Annotated in this window: 16 protein-coding genes; 5 read left to right on the forward strand and 11 right to left on the reverse strand. The window is 38.7% G+C overall.

Annotation, left to right across the window (positions count from 1 at the left end; all coding sequences use genetic code 11):
- Positions 1-8: 8 nt before the first annotated feature.
- The 3 genes from GYM62_RS06465 to GYM62_RS06475 are packed head-to-tail and all read right to left on the reverse strand — an operon-like array spanning position 9 to position 1,025.
- On the reverse strand, positions 9-152 hold the full coding sequence (locus GYM62_RS06465) for a hypothetical protein (RefSeq protein WP_219958794.1): 144 nt from the start codon (positions 150-152) through the stop codon (positions 9-11).
- Positions 149-421 carry a hypothetical protein gene (locus tag GYM62_RS06470; RefSeq protein ID WP_219958795.1) on the reverse strand — a complete coding sequence of 91 codons (273 nt, stop codon included), beginning with the start codon at positions 419-421 and terminating at the stop codon, positions 149-151. The genes GYM62_RS06465 and GYM62_RS06470 overlap by 4 nt, the downstream gene beginning before the upstream one ends.
- Complete coding sequence (locus GYM62_RS06475) at positions 414-1,025, reverse strand: hypothetical protein (protein ID WP_219958796.1); 612 nt, start codon at positions 1,023-1,025, stop codon at positions 414-416. Before GYM62_RS06475 ends, GYM62_RS06470 begins: the two co-directional genes overlap by 8 nt.
- 87 nt (positions 1,026-1,112) lie before the next feature.
- On the opposite strand from GYM62_RS06475, the gene GYM62_RS06480 reads away from it, so the two are divergent.
- Entirely contained in the window at positions 1,113-1,316 is a 204-nt protein-coding gene (locus GYM62_RS06480) for a helix-turn-helix domain-containing protein (protein WP_219958797.1), read from the forward strand.
- A gap of 44 nt (positions 1,317-1,360) precedes the next feature.
- Here the strand turns inward: GYM62_RS06480 and GYM62_RS06485 are convergent, their stop codons facing one another.
- The 3 genes from GYM62_RS06485 to GYM62_RS06495 form a co-directional block, all read right to left on the reverse strand.
- The gene (locus tag GYM62_RS06485; protein WP_219958798.1) at positions 1,361-2,434 is read right to left on the reverse strand and encodes a restriction endonuclease; all 1,074 of its coding nucleotides are present in this window, start codon (positions 2,432-2,434) and stop codon (positions 1,361-1,363) included.
- Complete coding sequence (locus tag GYM62_RS06490) at positions 2,328-3,596, reverse strand: DNA cytosine methyltransferase (protein ID WP_219958799.1); 1,269 nt, start codon at positions 3,594-3,596, stop codon at positions 2,328-2,330. The genes GYM62_RS06485 and GYM62_RS06490 overlap by 107 nt, the downstream gene beginning before the upstream one ends.
- A gap of 69 nt (positions 3,597-3,665) precedes the next feature.
- Positions 3,666-4,100, reverse strand: a complete 435-nt coding sequence (locus GYM62_RS06495; RefSeq protein ID WP_219958800.1) for a hypothetical protein — start codon at positions 4,098-4,100, stop codon at positions 3,666-3,668.
- Between the two features lie 624 nt (positions 4,101-4,724).
- Here GYM62_RS06495 and GYM62_RS06500 point away from each other — a divergent pair.
- Both GYM62_RS06500 and GYM62_RS06505 read left to right on the forward strand, forming a co-directional pair.
- Positions 4,725-5,567 (forward strand): DUF6602 domain-containing protein, encoded by an 843-nt coding sequence (locus GYM62_RS06500; protein WP_219958801.1) that lies wholly within the window; start codon positions 4,725-4,727, stop codon positions 5,565-5,567.
- A gap of 58 nt (positions 5,568-5,625) precedes the next feature.
- Positions 5,626-6,465 carry a DUF3883 domain-containing protein gene (locus tag GYM62_RS06505; protein ID WP_219958802.1) on the forward strand — a complete coding sequence of 280 codons (840 nt, stop codon included), beginning with the start codon at positions 5,626-5,628 and terminating at the stop codon, positions 6,463-6,465.
- A gap of 52 nt (positions 6,466-6,517) precedes the next feature.
- Here the strand turns inward: GYM62_RS06505 and GYM62_RS06510 are convergent, their stop codons facing one another.
- The 5 genes from GYM62_RS06510 to GYM62_RS06530 form a co-directional block, all read right to left on the reverse strand.
- The gene (locus GYM62_RS06510; protein WP_219958803.1) at positions 6,518-8,161 is read right to left on the reverse strand and encodes a response regulator receiver domain; all 1,644 of its coding nucleotides are present in this window, start codon (positions 8,159-8,161) and stop codon (positions 6,518-6,520) included.
- 2 nt (positions 8,162-8,163) lie between these two features.
- Complete coding sequence (locus GYM62_RS06515; RefSeq protein WP_219958804.1) at positions 8,164-11,061, reverse strand: ATP-binding protein; 2,898 nt, start codon at positions 11,059-11,061, stop codon at positions 8,164-8,166.
- Positions 11,051-12,112: a DNA cytosine methyltransferase gene (locus tag GYM62_RS06520; RefSeq protein WP_219958805.1), complete on the reverse strand. Its 1,062-nt coding sequence runs from the start codon at positions 12,110-12,112 to the stop codon at positions 11,051-11,053. Before GYM62_RS06520 ends, GYM62_RS06515 begins: the two co-directional genes overlap by 11 nt.
- A gap of 134 nt (positions 12,113-12,246) precedes the next feature.
- Positions 12,247-12,534: a DUF3892 domain-containing protein gene (locus GYM62_RS06525; RefSeq protein ID WP_219958806.1), complete on the reverse strand. Its 288-nt coding sequence runs from the start codon at positions 12,532-12,534 to the stop codon at positions 12,247-12,249.
- Positions 12,535-12,621: 87 nt separating this feature from the next.
- Positions 12,622-13,068 (reverse strand): helix-turn-helix domain-containing protein, encoded by a 447-nt coding sequence (locus GYM62_RS06530; protein WP_219958807.1) that lies wholly within the window; start codon positions 13,066-13,068, stop codon positions 12,622-12,624.
- Positions 13,069-14,485: 1,417 nt separating this feature from the next.
- Between GYM62_RS06530 and GYM62_RS06535 the strand changes: the two genes are divergently transcribed.
- Entirely contained in the window at positions 14,486-16,177 is a 1,692-nt protein-coding gene (locus tag GYM62_RS06535) for a thioredoxin-like domain-containing protein (RefSeq protein ID WP_219958808.1), read from the forward strand.
- Positions 16,174-16,989 (forward strand): carboxypeptidase-like regulatory domain-containing protein, encoded by an 816-nt coding sequence (locus GYM62_RS06540; RefSeq protein WP_219958809.1) that lies wholly within the window; start codon positions 16,174-16,176, stop codon positions 16,987-16,989. The genes GYM62_RS06535 and GYM62_RS06540 overlap by 4 nt, the downstream gene beginning before the upstream one ends.
- Positions 16,990-16,991 lie beyond the last annotated feature (2 nt).

The following is a 16,991-nucleotide window of genomic DNA, read 5'->3' on the forward strand; positions in this document are numbered from 1 at the left end:
TGAGATTTTCACCACTGGGCTTCGGTAGAAATAATTATGTCATTATTTAACTCTGAAAGCATCAATGTACCTTCAAAATTTACATTATTAGCTCCTTTTTTCTTCGCTTTTCTAAGCTCTTTAATCAAATCTTTAATTTTTAGTGTTCTCATTTTTTTGTGGTTTTGGAGGTCAGGTATTTTATTAATAAATCAGCACCAATTTGATAGATATCAGCTTGTTGTCTATCACAAACTTGAAAGGCTTGTTCCATTAAATTATTTCTTATTGCAGCCTCTTCATCTGTGTAAGTTTGACGCTTGGTTTCCAGATTTATGTAGTTTTCAAAACCCTCGTCGGGATGAAAATTCAATCTTTCTTCATGAATAAGATGATGGAAGGAAATTTCTACATTGTTTACGCTTATCAAAGCACTAAGCATATTGGGTTTTTAACCTTGTAGCTAATTCGTCTCTAATATCCTCTATCAATTCAAATTGCTCATTGCAGAGTAAACCGCCCTTAATTTCACGGATGGGGAGCTTGTAGCATTTTGCAAAATGACTGATAGATTGAATAGCTGATTCAGAATAGGAAGTAGAACCAGAAAGAAGCCTTGCATTCTTAAACACCAGATTCTCTCCTCTGTATTCATTGATGAAAAGTTCTTCCTCATAGTATTTTTGAAGGATTGGAAGCTGTTCTTCCGTGCCGAGAGAAATATAGAGCGCCTGGCTAACTGGGTCAATGTCCTGATAATTCTGATTGATCCATTCCATCAGTTTAATGGCGGATAGGACTGCTGATTCCGCATCGGGATGCCATTCCGGCCAGTCTAATGATTCGAAATCGTATCTTCCGACTATTCCCTTGAGCTGGCTCAAGCAAAGGAAATAAGGCTCTTGCGGATTTTCGGCTGGCTGTGCCATGATGGAGACTAAGAGTTCTTCGTCAAAGCCCAGAAACTCGATGTATTCGTTTTCTTGGTCGATTTCGGCCAAGACCCAATTTTGGGGTAGAGTAGAAGGGAGGTAATTGCTGTACATGGTTTTTTTGTTAATATCGTTGTCAAATCGAACGATAATAAGATACAAAAAAATCAAAATGTTTACAATAGTAAACAAAAATAAATAATGGATATCAAGGAAAAATTTGGGCAGCGGATAAGATTGGTCAGAAAGGAAAAGGGACTTTCCCAGGAGGAACTGGCAGAAAAGTCAGGACTCAACAGACCCTACATCTCCGCCATCGAGCAGGGAAAACGGAATGTGTCTTTGGAGGTGATGGAGAAGTTGGCGGTGGCGTTGGAAACTGAAATTAATTTATTACTACTTTGAGTAAAACTGCCCGGTTTTAAGATCATAGGTTTATTTTCAAATTATTATGCAACCTTTTCCATAAAAGAATCCAGAAATTCCTGAGAAACACCCTGTATTTTTCTTCTTTGGCATAGAGAATAAAGTTCTTCAACTGCAGAGTAAGGGAAGAACTTAACTTCAAGCTCCTTGAATTGTGGTTTATTTGCTTCTTGAACCACTTTTTTACGGTCATCATCAGAAGCTACAATTACATACCGTGTAGGAAAAGGAGGGAAGTGATTCTTAAAATTAAGCATTCGGGTTAACCCACTAGTTACTCCTGTCGAATGTTCCACTTCCATCACAGCGGGCATCAATTTGCCGTTTTTAAACCAAATACAATCAATCAATAAAGCGGCTTTTATGGCATCTGAATGAGACTTGATCAAAACCTCCTCCTCAAGGCGGTTGATTACACCGTCATATTCTCCCAACCGCTTATTCTGATACATCAAACCTTTATCATTTTGGGCAATCCAAGTACGGAAGCCCAACTGTTGTCCTATGAAGTATAATGCAATCTGAATTTGAGCATGTCTGCGCTGTATTTCGATATCCAGATTTGTGCTCTCTTTAGACTGGGGAAGCACTAAAGAATCATAATACACCTCCATGGATGGAATTTCCGAAATCACAATATCGGTTTCGGCTAAGATGGCTTTACCGTTTTCATGGGGTGAATCTGGCTTCCAAAGAAGATGCTTGTGTCCCTCCTTTATTTTTGTCCTAGAATTGATGCTCTCTATCCTTCCTGGATAGCAATAATAAAATTGGGGAGTATGTGCCAGTAAAGTCTCCAAAACAGAGCGGGTATTATAGCTGGCCCCAAGCGTCCGGTCCGCATTGATTGGTTGATTTGCTTGAATGGCATTGGCAAGCCTCCATAGCATTTGTGAAGAAATAGTAACCTGTTTCTTGCTGTCAATGGTTTCCCCTTTACTCGGGTTCCATCTGCGAATCCTAATTGGCCCTTCAGGAAGCTCTACATGATCAATTTTTATAAGGCTCTTGTTCTTCGGATTCAAGTACTGATAGCTGTTTTGCTTTGGCAACTGATTTATAAATGCTGCCAAATTCTGAGCGGTCAATTTCTCCATCTAGGTATATTTTATAAGTTGGATCTATACTTCCTAAAAAATTTAAAATCGTAAGGGCAAGTCCTTTTGCGGCCAGAAAGGGAACTCCATTTCCGATAGCTTTAAATGAATTACTGAGCGTGATATGGTCTGGAATCACAAAATCCTTAGGGAGCGATTGTAAAGAAAGTGCTTCGGCAACTGATATTCTTCTGGGCAAATAGGGATGAAGGTGTACTTCGTTGTTGCCATAAGCTGCAGTAGGAGAGTATCGCCATCGGTGAAGCCTTTTGTAGGACTTTTTCTTGTCATCCCCTTCGGCTATCGTCAGAAATTTTGCCAGACCCGCCCGCGGCTGAAAGTACTTGTTTCTATTGGGATGAGCTTCCACTTCATTTTTCTCAAACCAGTGCTTGACGGTGAGTTCTTTCAATACACCGTAAGGCGAGGGCTTGAATTCATTTTCAACAAAGGGCTCTGTCTTGGGCCAGTCCAAATCAAATATAGTGTTGGCATCGAATTTACGGGCAAAATCCCAATCGAAGTTCCAAAGAAATTGAGTCTGATTATGCTCGTAAGACTTTCTATTTAAAAAATCTCGGTGAAATCCAACCAGAATGATTCTGTCCCGGTCTTGCGGTGCCCCATATTCAATGGCATTAATCAGGCGTTCCGTGAGGAAGTACCCACTATTCTGGAGCTTATCCTTGAGTGATTCATAAAACTGCCGGTGCTTTTTGGTTCTCCAAAGTCCTTTGACGTTTTCAAAGAGAAAAAAATCTGGCTGTGTTTTACAGATAAGCTGGATATAAGTCCCAGAAAGTTTTCCGTTTTCTCCTTCTTTGCCTTTGTTTTTTCCGCCAACCGAGAAATCAGGACAAGGGGGACCTCCAATAAATCCGGTGACATCAAATTTTTCTTTGGCAGCCTCAAGACTTTCTGAAAATTTTAAAAGTCGTGAATCCTCCAGAAAGTCAGAAATATCCCTAACATGATGCCCTAAGATCGGTGAGGGGATATTCATTTTTTCCCTGCTTGCCCGATAGATTTCCATAAAGGGAGCATGAAATTCATTTACAAATACCGTTTCAAATCCCGGGGTAGTCTCAAATCCAAGATCTAAAAATCCTGCTCCTGCAAAAAATGAAAATAACCCTATTTTTTTAGCGCCTTTCTTTTCCATAATACCTTATAAAATTAGCATTTTTCTACCAAGACCAAAATGGTAGAATTCTATTTACCCACAACAAAATCAATTTAATCCCTTCAACAGATCATTTAAACTTCGGCATACTTCTTTAAACTCCTGAACTTGAACTTGTAACTCAGGAATGGAAAATATCTCGACATTTCGGATTATTCCCTTTTTGGAAGCGAAGAACTTATGTCGAATAAATTCTTCTTCTTCGGCACTATTTCGTAAAATGATGGAATGGGCTAAAGCATTTCTCAGCTCCCTGAATGAATCGACTTCATCCATTAGAGCGGCGATCTGCTTGGCTTCTTCCAACCCTGACTCCAACAGCTTTACTTTATAAACTGTGATTTTTTGGCCAGTTTTGCTATTGGCAAGATACTCAAGTTTTTCCTGGGTTATTCCGATTTTTAGAAAGAGGTTATCCAGCAAAAATTCCGCATTGGAAAAGCTGAGAATTACTTCTCCAATCAAACATTCTATTCCGGTCATTTGAATTATTGGTGGGTATTGGTAAAAGTGAAGATTTAAATTCTTCCGAAGATTCTAACCTGCCTAGACCAAAAGTGACAAAAAATGTCGGAGGTTAATAAAAAAATTATTATTCAAGTACGAAAGGATAGTTTTTTAGTCTATTGAATAAAAACTTTGCCTAATTGGTTTGGGTAGTGGGCCACTCCCATTGTTGTCCGAAATCTGGACTGCGAATCTAAATACTTTCGGGTTTTTGTCATATGTCGGTTAAATTTCAGTTACATGAATACCCAGATCAAGTTTTTCGATTTCAATTCGTAGTTTCATTTGGGGAAGAACCAGAAATTGCTCTCAGAGTAAAACTTAATTTATAATGGAGCAAGTAAAGGGAAGATTATTGGGGTTAAAATATGATTGAGAATTTTCTTCAATTTTAAAAACAGATTCAATTTTTCTGATTTTTTCATTGTGTCTTCTTGAAATTATCCCAAGATTCATTAGTTTAGTTGAGCAATGAACCAAATTTCCTACAGGCAAAAGACCAACAGTATTAGGCACGAGATTGTCTATAAAGCTAACCAGCGGCATTGGTTATTTGCTTTCGTTTTATCAATATCAAATCTCCTACAATAATTATGTTTAATGAATGAGTATTTTAGATCGATATTGGATGGTAAAATTAAGAAGGCTCTTAAAGATGCTGAGCTAGCAATTGAAATTAAGCATCCATATCTGACTGGAAGATTAAGAGAGATCTGTTTACATCAGCTAATTGAACCCATGCTAAATGGGAATTATTCTGTAGGAAGTGGGAAAATCATCGATCTACATGGTAACATTTCCGGCGAAATAGATTTGTGTGTCTACAGCAAAAATTTGCATCCTCCAATATTCTTTTCTCAGTTTGAGAAAACAGGTTTGTTTCCAATTGAATCAGTGTTGGAGACGATTGAAGTTAAATCAGATTTTAACCTTAGAAATATAAGAGATGCTTATGCCAAATTTCTGCATTTAGATAGTGAGCTGATCTACACCGCTGCATTTCATGAAGGTGACAAAATCCTTAGCAGCTACTTTGTAAAATCTCACTACAATCTGTTTTTTTTCGGCTACAAAGCAAAGGCATATTCTCCTGAAAAGATTTTGGAAATTTATAGCAAAGTTGATCCTGGTTGTTTTGATTCGCCTTTAGTTGGGAATATTTGCATTGCAGGTAAGGGGTGGTTTTGCAACACACGTCAAGGGTGGATGCACAAATCGTTTGATAAAGATACAGGCATTAATGAGGAAATGATTGGATTTCTCTCTACTCTAACAAATGGATTGCCTGATATGGAGAAGAGCAGAGGATATCCAAGAATTGGATATTACCTTACTAATCCTATTCATTATGATAAGCTTATCGGTGATAAGTTTGTAAACAAGCCGTGGGGGGACATGGAGCTTGTTTTTGTGAATTCTGATCCACCTATTACTCCTAACTAAATCAAAAAGGTTAATTTAATTCTTACTTTTCTTAAACCTCTAAAAATAAGACATTGCCATGCCCCAAGATTGGTCTGAAAAAGAAGTAGAACTAACAATTGCTGATTACTTTCAAATGCTTAATGATGAGCTTCTTGGTAGATCCTATAATAAGAGTTTTCGTCGGAAAGAATTACTTAAGCTGTTGAACAATAGGACAGAAAGCTCAATCGAGTTTAAACACCAGAATATAAGTGCTGCCTTAGCAAGCTTTGGTCTTCCATTTATAAGAGGCTATAAACCAAGATGGAATTATCAGAAAGTATTATTGGAAAAGAAGATTTCTGAATTCCTTAAAATAAACTTCAAGGACTTTGAACAAGGTTTCAAGCTCTTTGCTGAAACGGTTCCAGAGATGGTCAAATCCAAAATCAGTTTTGATGCAATGGTGGTGGCACCACCAAAGATTGAAGAGGTGGCAGAACCAAGAGAAATTTATAAAAGACGACAGATAAAAATCAATTACCTTCAACGCGAGCAGGAGAATCAGGAGTTGGGCAAGAGGGGAGAATCGCTGGTCTTACAGTATGAGAAGTGGAAATTGAATGAAATCGGTTTTTATAACTTGTCTGAAAAAGTAGAATTGGTTTCCGGTTATGATGACGGAGCTGGTTTTGATATTCTGTCCAAAAATCCAAATGGCACCGACAAATACATCGAAGTAAAAACTACGAAACTGGCCAAAGAAACTCCTATCTATTTCTCCTCGAATGAATATCGGTTTTCAATAGAGAATGAAGCGAATTACCATCTTTACCGGGTGTTTGATTTGGGGAAATCGCCAAGGTTTTTTACAGTAAAGGGAGGATTCGATAGTTTTTGTAGAAAAGAGCCAGTGCAGTATAGAGGGTGGTTTTAAATGCCGGGAGTATTTTCTTTTTTTATTGTAAATTCACGCTTAAGTTGATTAACTATATTGATGCGAAATCTATTCCAACACGCATTGCGTGTGCGAAGGAGTTATTTGCCATTCTTTGAGCATAATTTTCTTTAATAGTCGAATGATATACAAGTGTGTATTCTCTTAGTAAACCATCGCTCCCTTTCAATTTGTTTTCCATAATTTCTGAATTCTGAATATTAATTACTACCGGCCGAGGCATCCACCTAATCCCTAAAACCTCGTTTTCTTCTTTAATATAAGAGCAGAACACATTGTCCCCCTCAGTTATTAGCTTATTTAAATCGTCTTTACTGCCACTAATGAAAAAAAAGTTATTCTTAATATTATCTTTAGGGTTAAGGCAGTCGCAATGTGCGGTAACACATAGGAAGAAACGGCCGTCTTTTTTTTCATTCTGGTCTACAGTATAGAATATGTCTCCGAAGCTGAGCTTTGAACCTGGGTATTTCTTTATATGTAGAATGTTATAATAAACATTTAGTTTCTTAATTTCTTGCAGTATTTTAGCGTTGTCTTGATTAAAATGACTAATATCCGCCTCGTTATGTTTTTCTTGTCGGTATGAATCCCAAAACTCTCGATTGACGCTTTTCAGTCTTCCTTGTTTATGGTCAAAATAGGAGACCGTATGACTTTTTATTATATTCATAAGGAAGTCAATGAAGCCTTCTTTCTTTTCCAGTTGATGAAAGAGTATTTCGTCTTTAATCATGTCAGCATCCTTGCCAACAAAACCAGAGCTTTCTCTTAGGAGTCCTCTTACTTCAAGACTGATAAGTGTGAGTAAATTACCGGCTACTTTTTGAACTGCATTCGTGAAAAAATCGAAGACATCCCTTGGTTTAGGATCATTCTTATTTGTAACCTGTATAATTGTGTGGTTTACCACAATAAACTTGTCGGCGATATAGTCTGTTTTAACTTCCGTTTCAAATTCAACTTCGCCAAAGTCCTCATTACGTACATAATATCCAAGAACGTCACAGGCTTTATTGATATCTATATTTATCTTTTTTAATCCTTTGATGAAATATCTATAATTATCTCCAAGTTCTTGTTGAAGTTTCGATCTTAATTCAGTAAGATATTTTTGTTTTTCCTCTCCAGCTGTTAAGGCTAATTGAAAGAAGTCGTTATCATAGGTTTTGAAAAGTCTCATTATGTCACTACCTAACACTGTTTCTAAATCTCCCATTAACTCTCCACACGCTTCAAAGCTGTTTTTATTAAAAGCATTATCAAAGTATGATTTTATAGAATAGAGAATTTCTTCAAGATTTTTTGTTTCGGTATAGATAGATACAAAATGCAAATTATCCATTTGCACCGCTTTTTCTAAAATCTTCAAAGTATCTGGTTGCTTAATTTCTTCGGTATCATCTAATTGCCAGTCTAGGATTAGTAAATCTCTATTTTTAAAGATGTAATCAATATCAATATTCCAATCTTTATCCTTTCTATATTGATAGAAATCTATTGTCTTTTTTGCGCTTCTGAATGAATCAAAAAGGCCCTTTGATACATTGTAGTATTTTTCGTTTCTCGTTGTCTTTTCCGAAAAAGGTTCAACTATCTTATCATCAATGTATACGGATGACAAAATAGAGTTTTGGATTATGGTGGTTGGTGTCACTGGTTCGATAGCACTCATTGTTAGATAGGTTTTATAATAAAGCAAGCGCCATTTAGGTGATTATATTTAGGGTCATTAGTTGCCTCTATATCATAACCAATTCCATTCAAGCTTTGCTTGGCGAGATATAAGCCAATTCCTCTTCCTTTCGGCCGATCCGAATAGAAAAGTTTAAAAATGTCTTTTAAATTGTAATCATCAATCGGTTCTCCAGAATTCATGATTAACAACTTCTCTTTTTCTGCATCTATTTTTATTTCTTTGTTTTCAGCTCGCCGTAACCAATAAATTGCATTGTTAATAATGTTAATCAGGACAGGTTTAAAGATTGATTCATACGAAATGGTTGACCACTTTTTTCCAGATTCTGAAATTGTTAATGATATGCTGTTTTCATTAATTCGGGATCCAAAAAAATCTTCAGCGTATTCCTTTAATTCTAAACCTGTTATCTCTTTCCTAATTCGTCCAGTAGTTCGGTATAGCGGTTGAAGGAGTTTGTAGTTGTCTTGTAGGTGCTCAAAGGCAGTGGATAGGTTTCTGTATACACGCTCAGGTTCATGTCCATCATTTAAATGGGGAGCCATTTTTTTAATACCTTCTGCCATCTGTGCATAAAGTGTATTAAATTGATGATCTATTATTTCTACTGCAATTCCTAATTGAGCAAGCTCATAAGTTTTATTCCACTCTTCCTTCATTTCTACGAATTTTTCTTTATAGTACCCTACAAGATTATCTTCGTTGACATCGAAGCTCAGCCGATTGAGATGTTCGAGATAGGGGTCTATTCTTTTTTGGATTCGTTCTTGAGAATCTTTAAAAATATTTTCCAAGATTTTCATACTACGTGTTATCTCAATAGCATCAGTTCGATTTGGAATAATAGCTTCGAACTTTTCATTGAAGTCATTCAAAAAAACAAGTTTTTCTGAGTTAAACTCTTCTCTGATTTTTTCAAATGCTTGATTTAATTGAGTATCGTAGTCCTGGTAATATCTAGATAAAGTATTCTGATAGTAAGTAGATTTATCCTCGAATTCCTTAAATAGTTCGTGAATTTTAAGTTTATCACGAATAGGAAATAAAACTTCTTCAGACTTGTCTAGTTGTTTTAATGTAAGAGCAAATGATTTACTATATTCTCTAAATTTTTTATTTTGAAGTTCTGTTGGTTTGAAACGTGCGGGTTTATTGATTTTATAGTTATAAATTTTAACCTTACATTCCTCAATTTTTTCTATTAATCCCTGAATTTCTTCATAAATTATATTCGTCTGCGATGATTTCTTACTTAATTCTTCGAGAAGGCTATTGTACTTATTCTTTAGCTCCTCAAGTTGCTTAGGCTTTTCCTTTAGCTCATTTGCAAAACTTTTTCGCGCTTCTTTATCTCTTTCTTGTTCTTGATGTTCTGCTTCAGCTCTTTCCTTTAGATCGTCTTGCTGATCTCGTTTATAATCATATTCCGCTTTAGTGGCAAAGTACTTTTTCGCCAAGTCTTTGAAAAAAGCTATTAAATCCGTTTTAAAATCTCTGAACGCCTGATTATTTATAAATCCTTCTCTACTAGATTTGTCTTTTAACTTACCATTGTCTTTTCTGGTGATTTCTAGATAACCAAACATTCTTCTCTTTGTGAAGAAATATGTACCAGCTCCTTTACTTCGGCGCTCTTCAAATTCTAAAAAATCTGTATCTGGTCGTCCGTAAGGTAAAACTCTGAATCCATCTCTATAAATAAATAAACCGCTGTAAAGTTCTAGCTTATCTTCAAATGCTCGCTTTAGTTCTGGGTTCAGCATACTTTCTTCTGCGATTGAATTGATATAGCCAATTTTGACATTAAATGGTCCGTAAGAGCTTTTTCCTATTTTCTTTTGCGGTTTGAAATTATGCGGGATAGTTTTTTTGTATATCCTAACTGTTCCTGAGAATTCCCCATGGTCGTCGAACTGCCCATCTATAAGATGGTCGCATAATTCAAAATCATCAGGAGTAAAAAAGGATCGATATGTCAATAAATCATATCTCTCCCTATTTTCGTCTTCATAGATCCAAAAATGTGTTTTATGTTCTGGTTCATTTGTTTTGAATAAGTTAAATAATCCCAGTAGTGTAGCGACTGTGTGTGCGAATGAGATATCGTCATTATTATCATCTTTCTTTATAAAGTTCTTCAACTCCACAAGTTGCTGATCTGGCTGAAAAATTATAAACCTTGTTGCATGAGATTGGGCGGGATTGATAAGTAAATCTGAGATCCAATCTTCTAGAATAAAATTTGGTACATTGAGTTGGTTACACTCTTTAATAATTTCTTCTTTAAGTTTTTTTTGATCCTCCCATGGGTCTTTTTGCCCTATTTTAATTTTAGGGAAATTTGTTAAAAACTCCTCCTTTAAATCTTGAAAAACTTTAAAAAACGAATCAATAGAATCAACTGAACGAACCGGTATGTTAATGTCTGATAAAAATAAATTATAATTATCTAGAATCCTCCAATCAAAAAATACAACCTCAAGAGGTTTTCCTCGCTTTTTAGTAAGCATCAACATCTGCGGGCCCAAATATGCAACTGCTAACCTTCCGATACCTTTTTCTCCCATCTTAACCCTAGACGGTTTATTCAAAGTTTCTGGGCCAATTGAATCTTCAATACCACGTGATTTAGAATCTGTTCCCAATACGAACCATCTTTCCACAATGTCGTTATTGTCCATGCCTTTGCCATCATCAGAGAGCACAAAAACTGGATCTGGATATCCATAATAATTTGGCATATATAAGGCTGATTCCAAATTATCACCGTAAGCGTCATATCCATTCTTCCAAAGTTCAGATATGGCAGTAGGAAGATCAGCAATCTGTCCTTTACCCAATAAATCTACGGCTCGTGCTTTTGTTCTAAACTGCATTATTATGTTTTTGAATTATAGCCTCCCCAATTGCTTTAGCATATTTCGGTGGAACGGCATTCCCTATCATTCGGGCGATATTGGCGATACTAGTTCCTTTGAATTTGTATGTAAGTGGAAACGATTGTAAAGTAGCACCTTCTCTGATTGATAAGGCTCTATCCTCAAAAGGATGGACAAATCTTCCATTAGAAATGCTTGAAAATTTAGTGGTAATAGTTGGGGCTGGTCTGTCCCACCATAGTCGTCCAAATGTATCTTTGAATGATTCATCTTTGCCGACGAAGCACCTTAGCTGTAATTCAGGATCGTCTGCGAAATCAAGCCTGTTTCCTCCGTCTTTTCTGATTTTCTTTAACCTTTTTCTGTTTATCTCGGAAATCGCTGGAACAGTATGTAAAAAGTCGGTTTCATCTCGGTGACCGGCTTCAATCATAGGGAACCCATTTCCGACTCCTAAGACATCTTTCACCAATTTCTTTGGACCATGTTCTTTTAAAGGTTTGATTTCATCTTGGCAAACTCGTGAGGCAATTAAGGTGAATCTTCTTCTGCTTTGTGGGACTCCATAATCATTTACATTATGAACCTTGAAATGGGGTTCGCCATAACCGTTTTCGCTTAACCAGCCAATAAATTCATTTAAGCCACTTTCCTCCTTTCTTCTCAAAACACCGGGCACGTTTTCGACAACCACGTATCCAGGTCTGAAATATTTCACAAACCGTGAAAATTCAATCAACAAATTTTTTGACTTGGCCGATTTCGTTTTATCGGTATTGATTATGCTCCAAAACTGACATGGACTGCAACCAATCAGGATCAGGTCATCATCATTTTTTTGGAGTGAAAGCTTGGTTTCAAGGTCTGTTTCCTTCAGTTCAAATATATCTGCAAGAATAAATTGGGCACCTTGAATGTTGGCTTCATAGGTTTCACGGCAGTTTTCATCAAAATCAATCCCTGCAAGTATTTGTATACCAGATTGTTGTATTCCGTAGCTCATGCCACCTCCGGAACAGAAGAAATCAACAGCTTTTAAATTTTTCATTTTACAAAAATAATCCTAAATCTAAGTTGTAATTTCTTTTTTACAAGTTTGGATTTTGTAATGCTTGACCCATTTAGACGCCAATAGTCAAAAAGATATCACCTCGGTTTTTACTTAAAAATCTAATTTAAGTATTAAGGACATTCTGGTAAACTGAGCAGGTTGTTTGGTTCTTCACCATCGTTTCGGGTTTTTAGATACTTCCTTCCAGATTTGCTGGTAGAAATAATCACATCAACTCTTTGTCCACCTTTGTTCACATAAAAGGAATATTCCCCATTTTCAATTGAACGAATAGCGCTATCCAAACTTAGTTTCCAACGCTCAGTAGGAGAGTTTCTGCCTCCTATGTGGGTAATCCTTTCTTGTGGGTTTTGTCTGTCATTTTTGTTAATGCAGAGAATTTCATGAGAACTTGCCATCAATATATTGTTTAGTTTAAAATCATTTTTTCATTCCACCTACATCCAAAGTGTTTTTCTAAAATTGATCAAAATTACTTGACAGGGCTATTTATCCCCCTTTATTCTCTTCACTTCCTCCGCCAAATCCATCACAGTTCTAGTCAATGCCTCAATTTGAGCTGTCTTCTTCTGGTCATCCTGAAGATATTTTTCCAACAATTGGAAAAGTTGATCTACCGAACCGTTGTTGATTTGAGGTTTGAAATGTTGAGTGGAAGAATTGTCTTTGAAGGTATTATTATTTTGGATGTAGTAAACAGTCTTTTCATCATTGAAATTTTTGATAAACTCTGGAGTTACTCCCAATTTTTCAGCAATGATTTTCAGAGTGTCATCTTCTACCTCTTCAGAATTTTCCAGCTTAGACATTTGCTGCTGACTCCATCCACATAATTCAGCAAGGGCAAGTTGCTTCATGCCAACTATCTCGCGCACCCGCTGAAGATTGTATCCTATATGGATCTGTTTTCTGTCTTTTAATCCGTCACTCATAAAGTAAATATAAAATTTCTGTTTGTGGTTAAATACCACGGACGATGGTTTTTTACCTAAAATGATTTTTTCACATTTGGATATGAGGTAGTTATACACTGAATACTTAGCTCCTCACCTAAATCAAATTCAATCTACACTTTCTATGAATTAATTAGAAATGAAAGAAGTTTTAAATTTTTCAAAATCTGTCAATCTGTGTCAAACACATAGCGATTGGATAGCCGGTATTTGGCAAAAGCCATTGACATTTGAAAGCTTTAAATCCTTCATATTCCAATATACTGAATTTGAAAAGTTATTTGCATTGAAACCCAAAAATCCGATTTGACCGGAATTAAAACTTAACGTACCCTTTTTTCTCGCTGACAGCTCCGGCATCACGGACATCCCACTCAGAGTCAGCGGGCGACGATGAGATCAGTATCAGGTAGCTAGAATCAAGAATCAAGATAATTCTACTAAACTACCTGGCTGATGCTTGGCTGAATTCAATGGATAACCCAGCCCATGTATTTTGCAGCCCTTTCGGGCATGGTGGAAATTTTATTTCTATGTGCAGGTTTAATAATCCTGTTATCATTGGTTCCGATTTTTGTTCCCTTAGTTAACTGAGCTGAGTTAGGACGAAACATCGGACACCTAGCATCGGTCATCGGACAATTAACAACTTCCGTCCTATGAAAAATCATTCTTCTAAAACCAGCGGTGAGCCAATCTCTGCCTCCCTCAAAATGCTCTTCAAAAACCTAATCAAGAACCCAACTTGAACCTATTTTTATTCTCTCTGATTGCTTCCCAAGGGGTTTGTATTACCCAAGGGGACTACCACCGATGATCAGGGAGTGACGTTATCCGTGATTGGTATAGTTATATCGTGGAATTGTCATGGAAATACAGTAGAAATATCCTAGAAATATAGCCAGCAAGCTGGCTGAAATAGACTCCTACTTCGAAGCTATTATTTCGCGAACGAAGAGAGCGTATTTCACAGAGTGTATTTCGCTGAAAGCATATTTCTAAAACCATCGAGCCTACTTAATAATGGCTCTTCGGACCACGAAAAAGATTCCTATTCCGGTAAATTTAGATAAGCCTTCCGCTGCAGAGGATTTTCGCTTATCACATGTAATCAATTTCTAATCAAGACCGACTGACCCGGATAAGGATCTGGACTCAGGATGGGAGAGGTCTGTCCCCGTCATTGCCTGTACGCCTTAGGCGGGCGAGGAGGCAAACGAAAACCTTGTCTTTACAGGGATCTAAAAGCCGACGAAGCAATCTCATAGATGAGAGCTGTAACTCCAATGATGAGACTGCCGCGTCGCCCTTTGGGGCTCCTCCCGCACTATCGGGCAGGCGCAGTGACGGCCAAGACATCGGGCATCGGGCATCGGTCATCTAACAATTAATGAGCATGAAAAAAATTCTATTCACATGCTTCCTGGCATTGCTATGCCTTGTCGGAAGTGAATTCACCTGTTGGAGTCAAGTTGTTGATTCACCCCCGGGGAATGGTCTTGTTGATGCCAGTTCCCTTCACCCCGGGCGGGAGGAGTACAGCACTCCCGCCCAAAAGGGGGAAGAGAACTATACCCTCATCTATGGGGAAATCATCAATCCGGATTCGCTGGGTCCATTGTCCCTGAAAATTACGCCATACTACATTTCTCCAAGAACGACCTTCCTCCAAGAGGAACTTCTGCTGGATCCAATAAATGGCGAATTCTATGATGGGGTTGTCAACCCGAGAACAAGAAAGTTTGACACGCGGATTTCACTTTCCGACCGACCTGGGTACCTTTCCCTTTTCTTGGGCAACCGCCCGCTCCTGGAAGACTATCTGGTCTTGCCCGGTGATAGCATCAAACTGAAGCTGGACCTCAGTAAAAATGCCATAATCTTTGCAGGCAAAAACCAAGACTTCTATGAAGCCCAATTTGCCCTGAAACGCCTGGACCAACGGAGGGAATTTGATTCCCCCAGACAACTCATCATCCCGGAAACCAGCAGTTTGCTCACCCGGCCCGGAAGCCGGGAGAAGATCGACTATTTCAGAGGGAAATTCGGAGCCGAACTCCTGATCCTTAAACCCGGTAAAGAAAGCCTCCATTACCTGATTGCTCAAGCCGACCAAGCTGAGGACATCCTGAAACCCAAACTAGAAATACTGGACTTCTATCAGCCCAAACTGAGCCCTAAGAACTGGGACCTCCTCCGTGCCGAAGTTTATGGCAACTTCTACTACAGTATCCTGTCCACCTTCCGAAAATTCCACTATCCCTATGTGGAGAATAAATTCAGTGCGAAGGACCGAGAACGCTATAGACAGCGCTTGACTGAACTGCTGACCCGGGTGGGGAATCTGGAATTTGATTCCCAATCCAAGCTGATTTCTGCCGCTTTTCTGGATTTGGAACTGGAAAGATTGATACTGAATGCCCTTTGGAAAAACAGATCCTTTCTCGAGCTGGTACAGGAAAACCATTCCGGGGAACTGGCAGACCGCCTGCAGGCAGCTTACCTGTCCAATTACCTCGCCTCCCATACCGGACAGGAAGAGATCCTCCTCAACTACCTCTCAAAAACCGAATCCAGTCCATGGAAGGACCGGATCGAAAACCTCAAACGGGCAACCATCCCCGGCGAACCCATCGAGGACGCCCAGCTCATCAGTATGTCGGGGGATACCCTAAACGTTTCCGATCTGCCTAATCAGCCGACCCTGGTCTATTTCTATTTCAGCACCTGCGCACACAGTGCCAGCTACTTTAAAAACTATCTGTTCCCACTCTATCAGGAGCTAGAGGCTGAGGGGATCAAACTGATAGCCATATCAGTAGATGAGGATTCCGATCTGTGGAAAGAACGGATCTTCAAGTACTCGGATCCTTCCATCCCCAATTTCAATCTCAGGGGACTTTCCAAAGAACGATGGAAGGAGCTCTATGAAATTACCTCCTTTCCCCGGGTAATGTTGCTGGACAGAGATTCAAGGATTCTCTCCTTTGACATCAAACCCTTGGGGGAAACGCAGAAGGAACTCCTTCAGGAATTCCGGAAAAAATTTAACGATGAATTATCCACTAAAACCAATACCAGTTTATGAAATCTAGCCTTACCCACACACTGACTCTCCTGGTGGCTTTGTTCCTGATTTTTGGCAGGACCATGGCCCAGGAAAAAGGACGAGAAATCCGGGGAAACACCCTGGATGCCAAGGATCTATCCCCTTTACCGGGAGTCAATCTGATTCTAAAAGGAACTACGGTCGGGACCGTATCGGATGATGAGGGGAAATTTACGCTCCCTATTCCTAATGGGGAAGCCATCCTCTTGGTCAGCTACATTGGCTATCAGAGCCGGGAAATTCTCCTTGGGGAAAAACAAACAACTTTGAATATCCTGCTGGAAAGTTTGGACTTAAACCTGCAGGAAGTCACGGTGGTTTCCACGGGCTTTCAGGAGCTCCCGCTTTCCCGATCTACCGGTTCCTTTGTGGGATTAAATCAGGATCTGGTGGACCGGAGAGTCTCGACCAACCTGATCGACCGATTGGAAGACCTGACTCCCGGTTTGATCTTTAATAGAGATATAAGTGGCCGGGAATCGGGAGAAAGTATTTCCATTCGGGGAACGGCTACCTTGATATCTTCGGCTGAGCCCCTGATAGTGGTCGATAATCTGGCCTATGACGGACCCCTTTCCAGTATCAATCCAAATGATGTAGCCAGTATTACCGTTTTGAAGGATGCAGCAGCTGCTTCGATTTGGGGAGCTAGAGCAGGGAATGGGGTGATTGTGATAACCACCAAAAAGGGTTCGTTCAATAAGCCCATACAGGTCAATTTCACTTCCAACCTGACTACCTTCCAGCGAGCCGATCCTTTCTACGATCCTAAAATGTCCATCAATTCCTGATC

Origin of the sequence: Algoriphagus sp. NBT04N3 (genome assembly GCF_019443765.1) — a bacterium.
GTDB lineage: Bacteria > Bacteroidota > Bacteroidia > Cytophagales > Cyclobacteriaceae > Algoriphagus > Algoriphagus ornithinivorans.

Excerpts from the sequence above, each read along its gene's own strand:
- GYM62_RS06510 (WP_219958803.1), bottom strand. The coding sequence starts at position 8,161 with ATGAGTGCTATCGAACCAGTGACACCAACCACCATAATCCAAAACTCT.
- GYM62_RS06485 (WP_219958798.1), bottom strand. The coding sequence starts at position 2,434 with ATGGAGAAATTGACCGCTCAGAATTTGGCAGCATTTATAAATCAGTTG.
- GYM62_RS06465 (WP_219958794.1), bottom strand. The coding sequence starts at position 152 with ATGAGAACACTAAAAATTAAAGATTTGATTAAAGAGCTTAGAAAAGCG.
- GYM62_RS06540 (WP_219958809.1), top strand. The coding sequence starts at position 16,174 with ATGAAATCTAGCCTTACCCACACACTGACTCTCCTGGTGGCTTTGTTC.
- GYM62_RS06475 (WP_219958796.1), bottom strand. The coding sequence starts at position 1,025 with ATGTACAGCAATTACCTCCCTTCTACTCTACCCCAAAATTGGGTCTTG.
- GYM62_RS06490 (WP_219958799.1), bottom strand. The coding sequence starts at position 3,596 with ATGGAAAAGAAAGGCGCTAAAAAAATAGGGTTATTTTCATTTTTTGCA.
- GYM62_RS06480 (WP_219958797.1), top strand. The coding sequence starts at position 1,113 with ATGGATATCAAGGAAAAATTTGGGCAGCGGATAAGATTGGTCAGAAAG.
- GYM62_RS06525 (WP_219958806.1), bottom strand. The coding sequence starts at position 12,534 with ATGGCAAGTTCTCATGAAATTCTCTGCATTAACAAAAATGACAGACAA.
- GYM62_RS06495 (WP_219958800.1), bottom strand. The coding sequence starts at position 4,100 with ATGACCGGAATAGAATGTTTGATTGGAGAAGTAATTCTCAGCTTTTCC.
- GYM62_RS06505 (WP_219958802.1), top strand. The coding sequence starts at position 5,626 with ATGCCCCAAGATTGGTCTGAAAAAGAAGTAGAACTAACAATTGCTGAT.
- GYM62_RS06500 (WP_219958801.1), top strand. The coding sequence starts at position 4,725 with ATGAATGAGTATTTTAGATCGATATTGGATGGTAAAATTAAGAAGGCT.
- GYM62_RS06520 (WP_219958805.1), bottom strand. The coding sequence starts at position 12,112 with ATGAAAAATTTAAAAGCTGTTGATTTCTTCTGTTCCGGAGGTGGCATG.
- GYM62_RS06535 (WP_219958808.1), top strand. The coding sequence starts at position 14,486 with ATGAAAAAAATTCTATTCACATGCTTCCTGGCATTGCTATGCCTTGTC.
- GYM62_RS06470 (WP_219958795.1), bottom strand. The coding sequence starts at position 421 with ATGCTTAGTGCTTTGATAAGCGTAAACAATGTAGAAATTTCCTTCCAT.
- GYM62_RS06530 (WP_219958807.1), bottom strand. The coding sequence starts at position 13,068 with ATGAGTGACGGATTAAAAGACAGAAAACAGATCCATATAGGATACAAT.
- GYM62_RS06515 (WP_219958804.1), bottom strand. The coding sequence starts at position 11,061 with ATGCAGTTTAGAACAAAAGCACGAGCCGTAGATTTATTGGGTAAAGGA.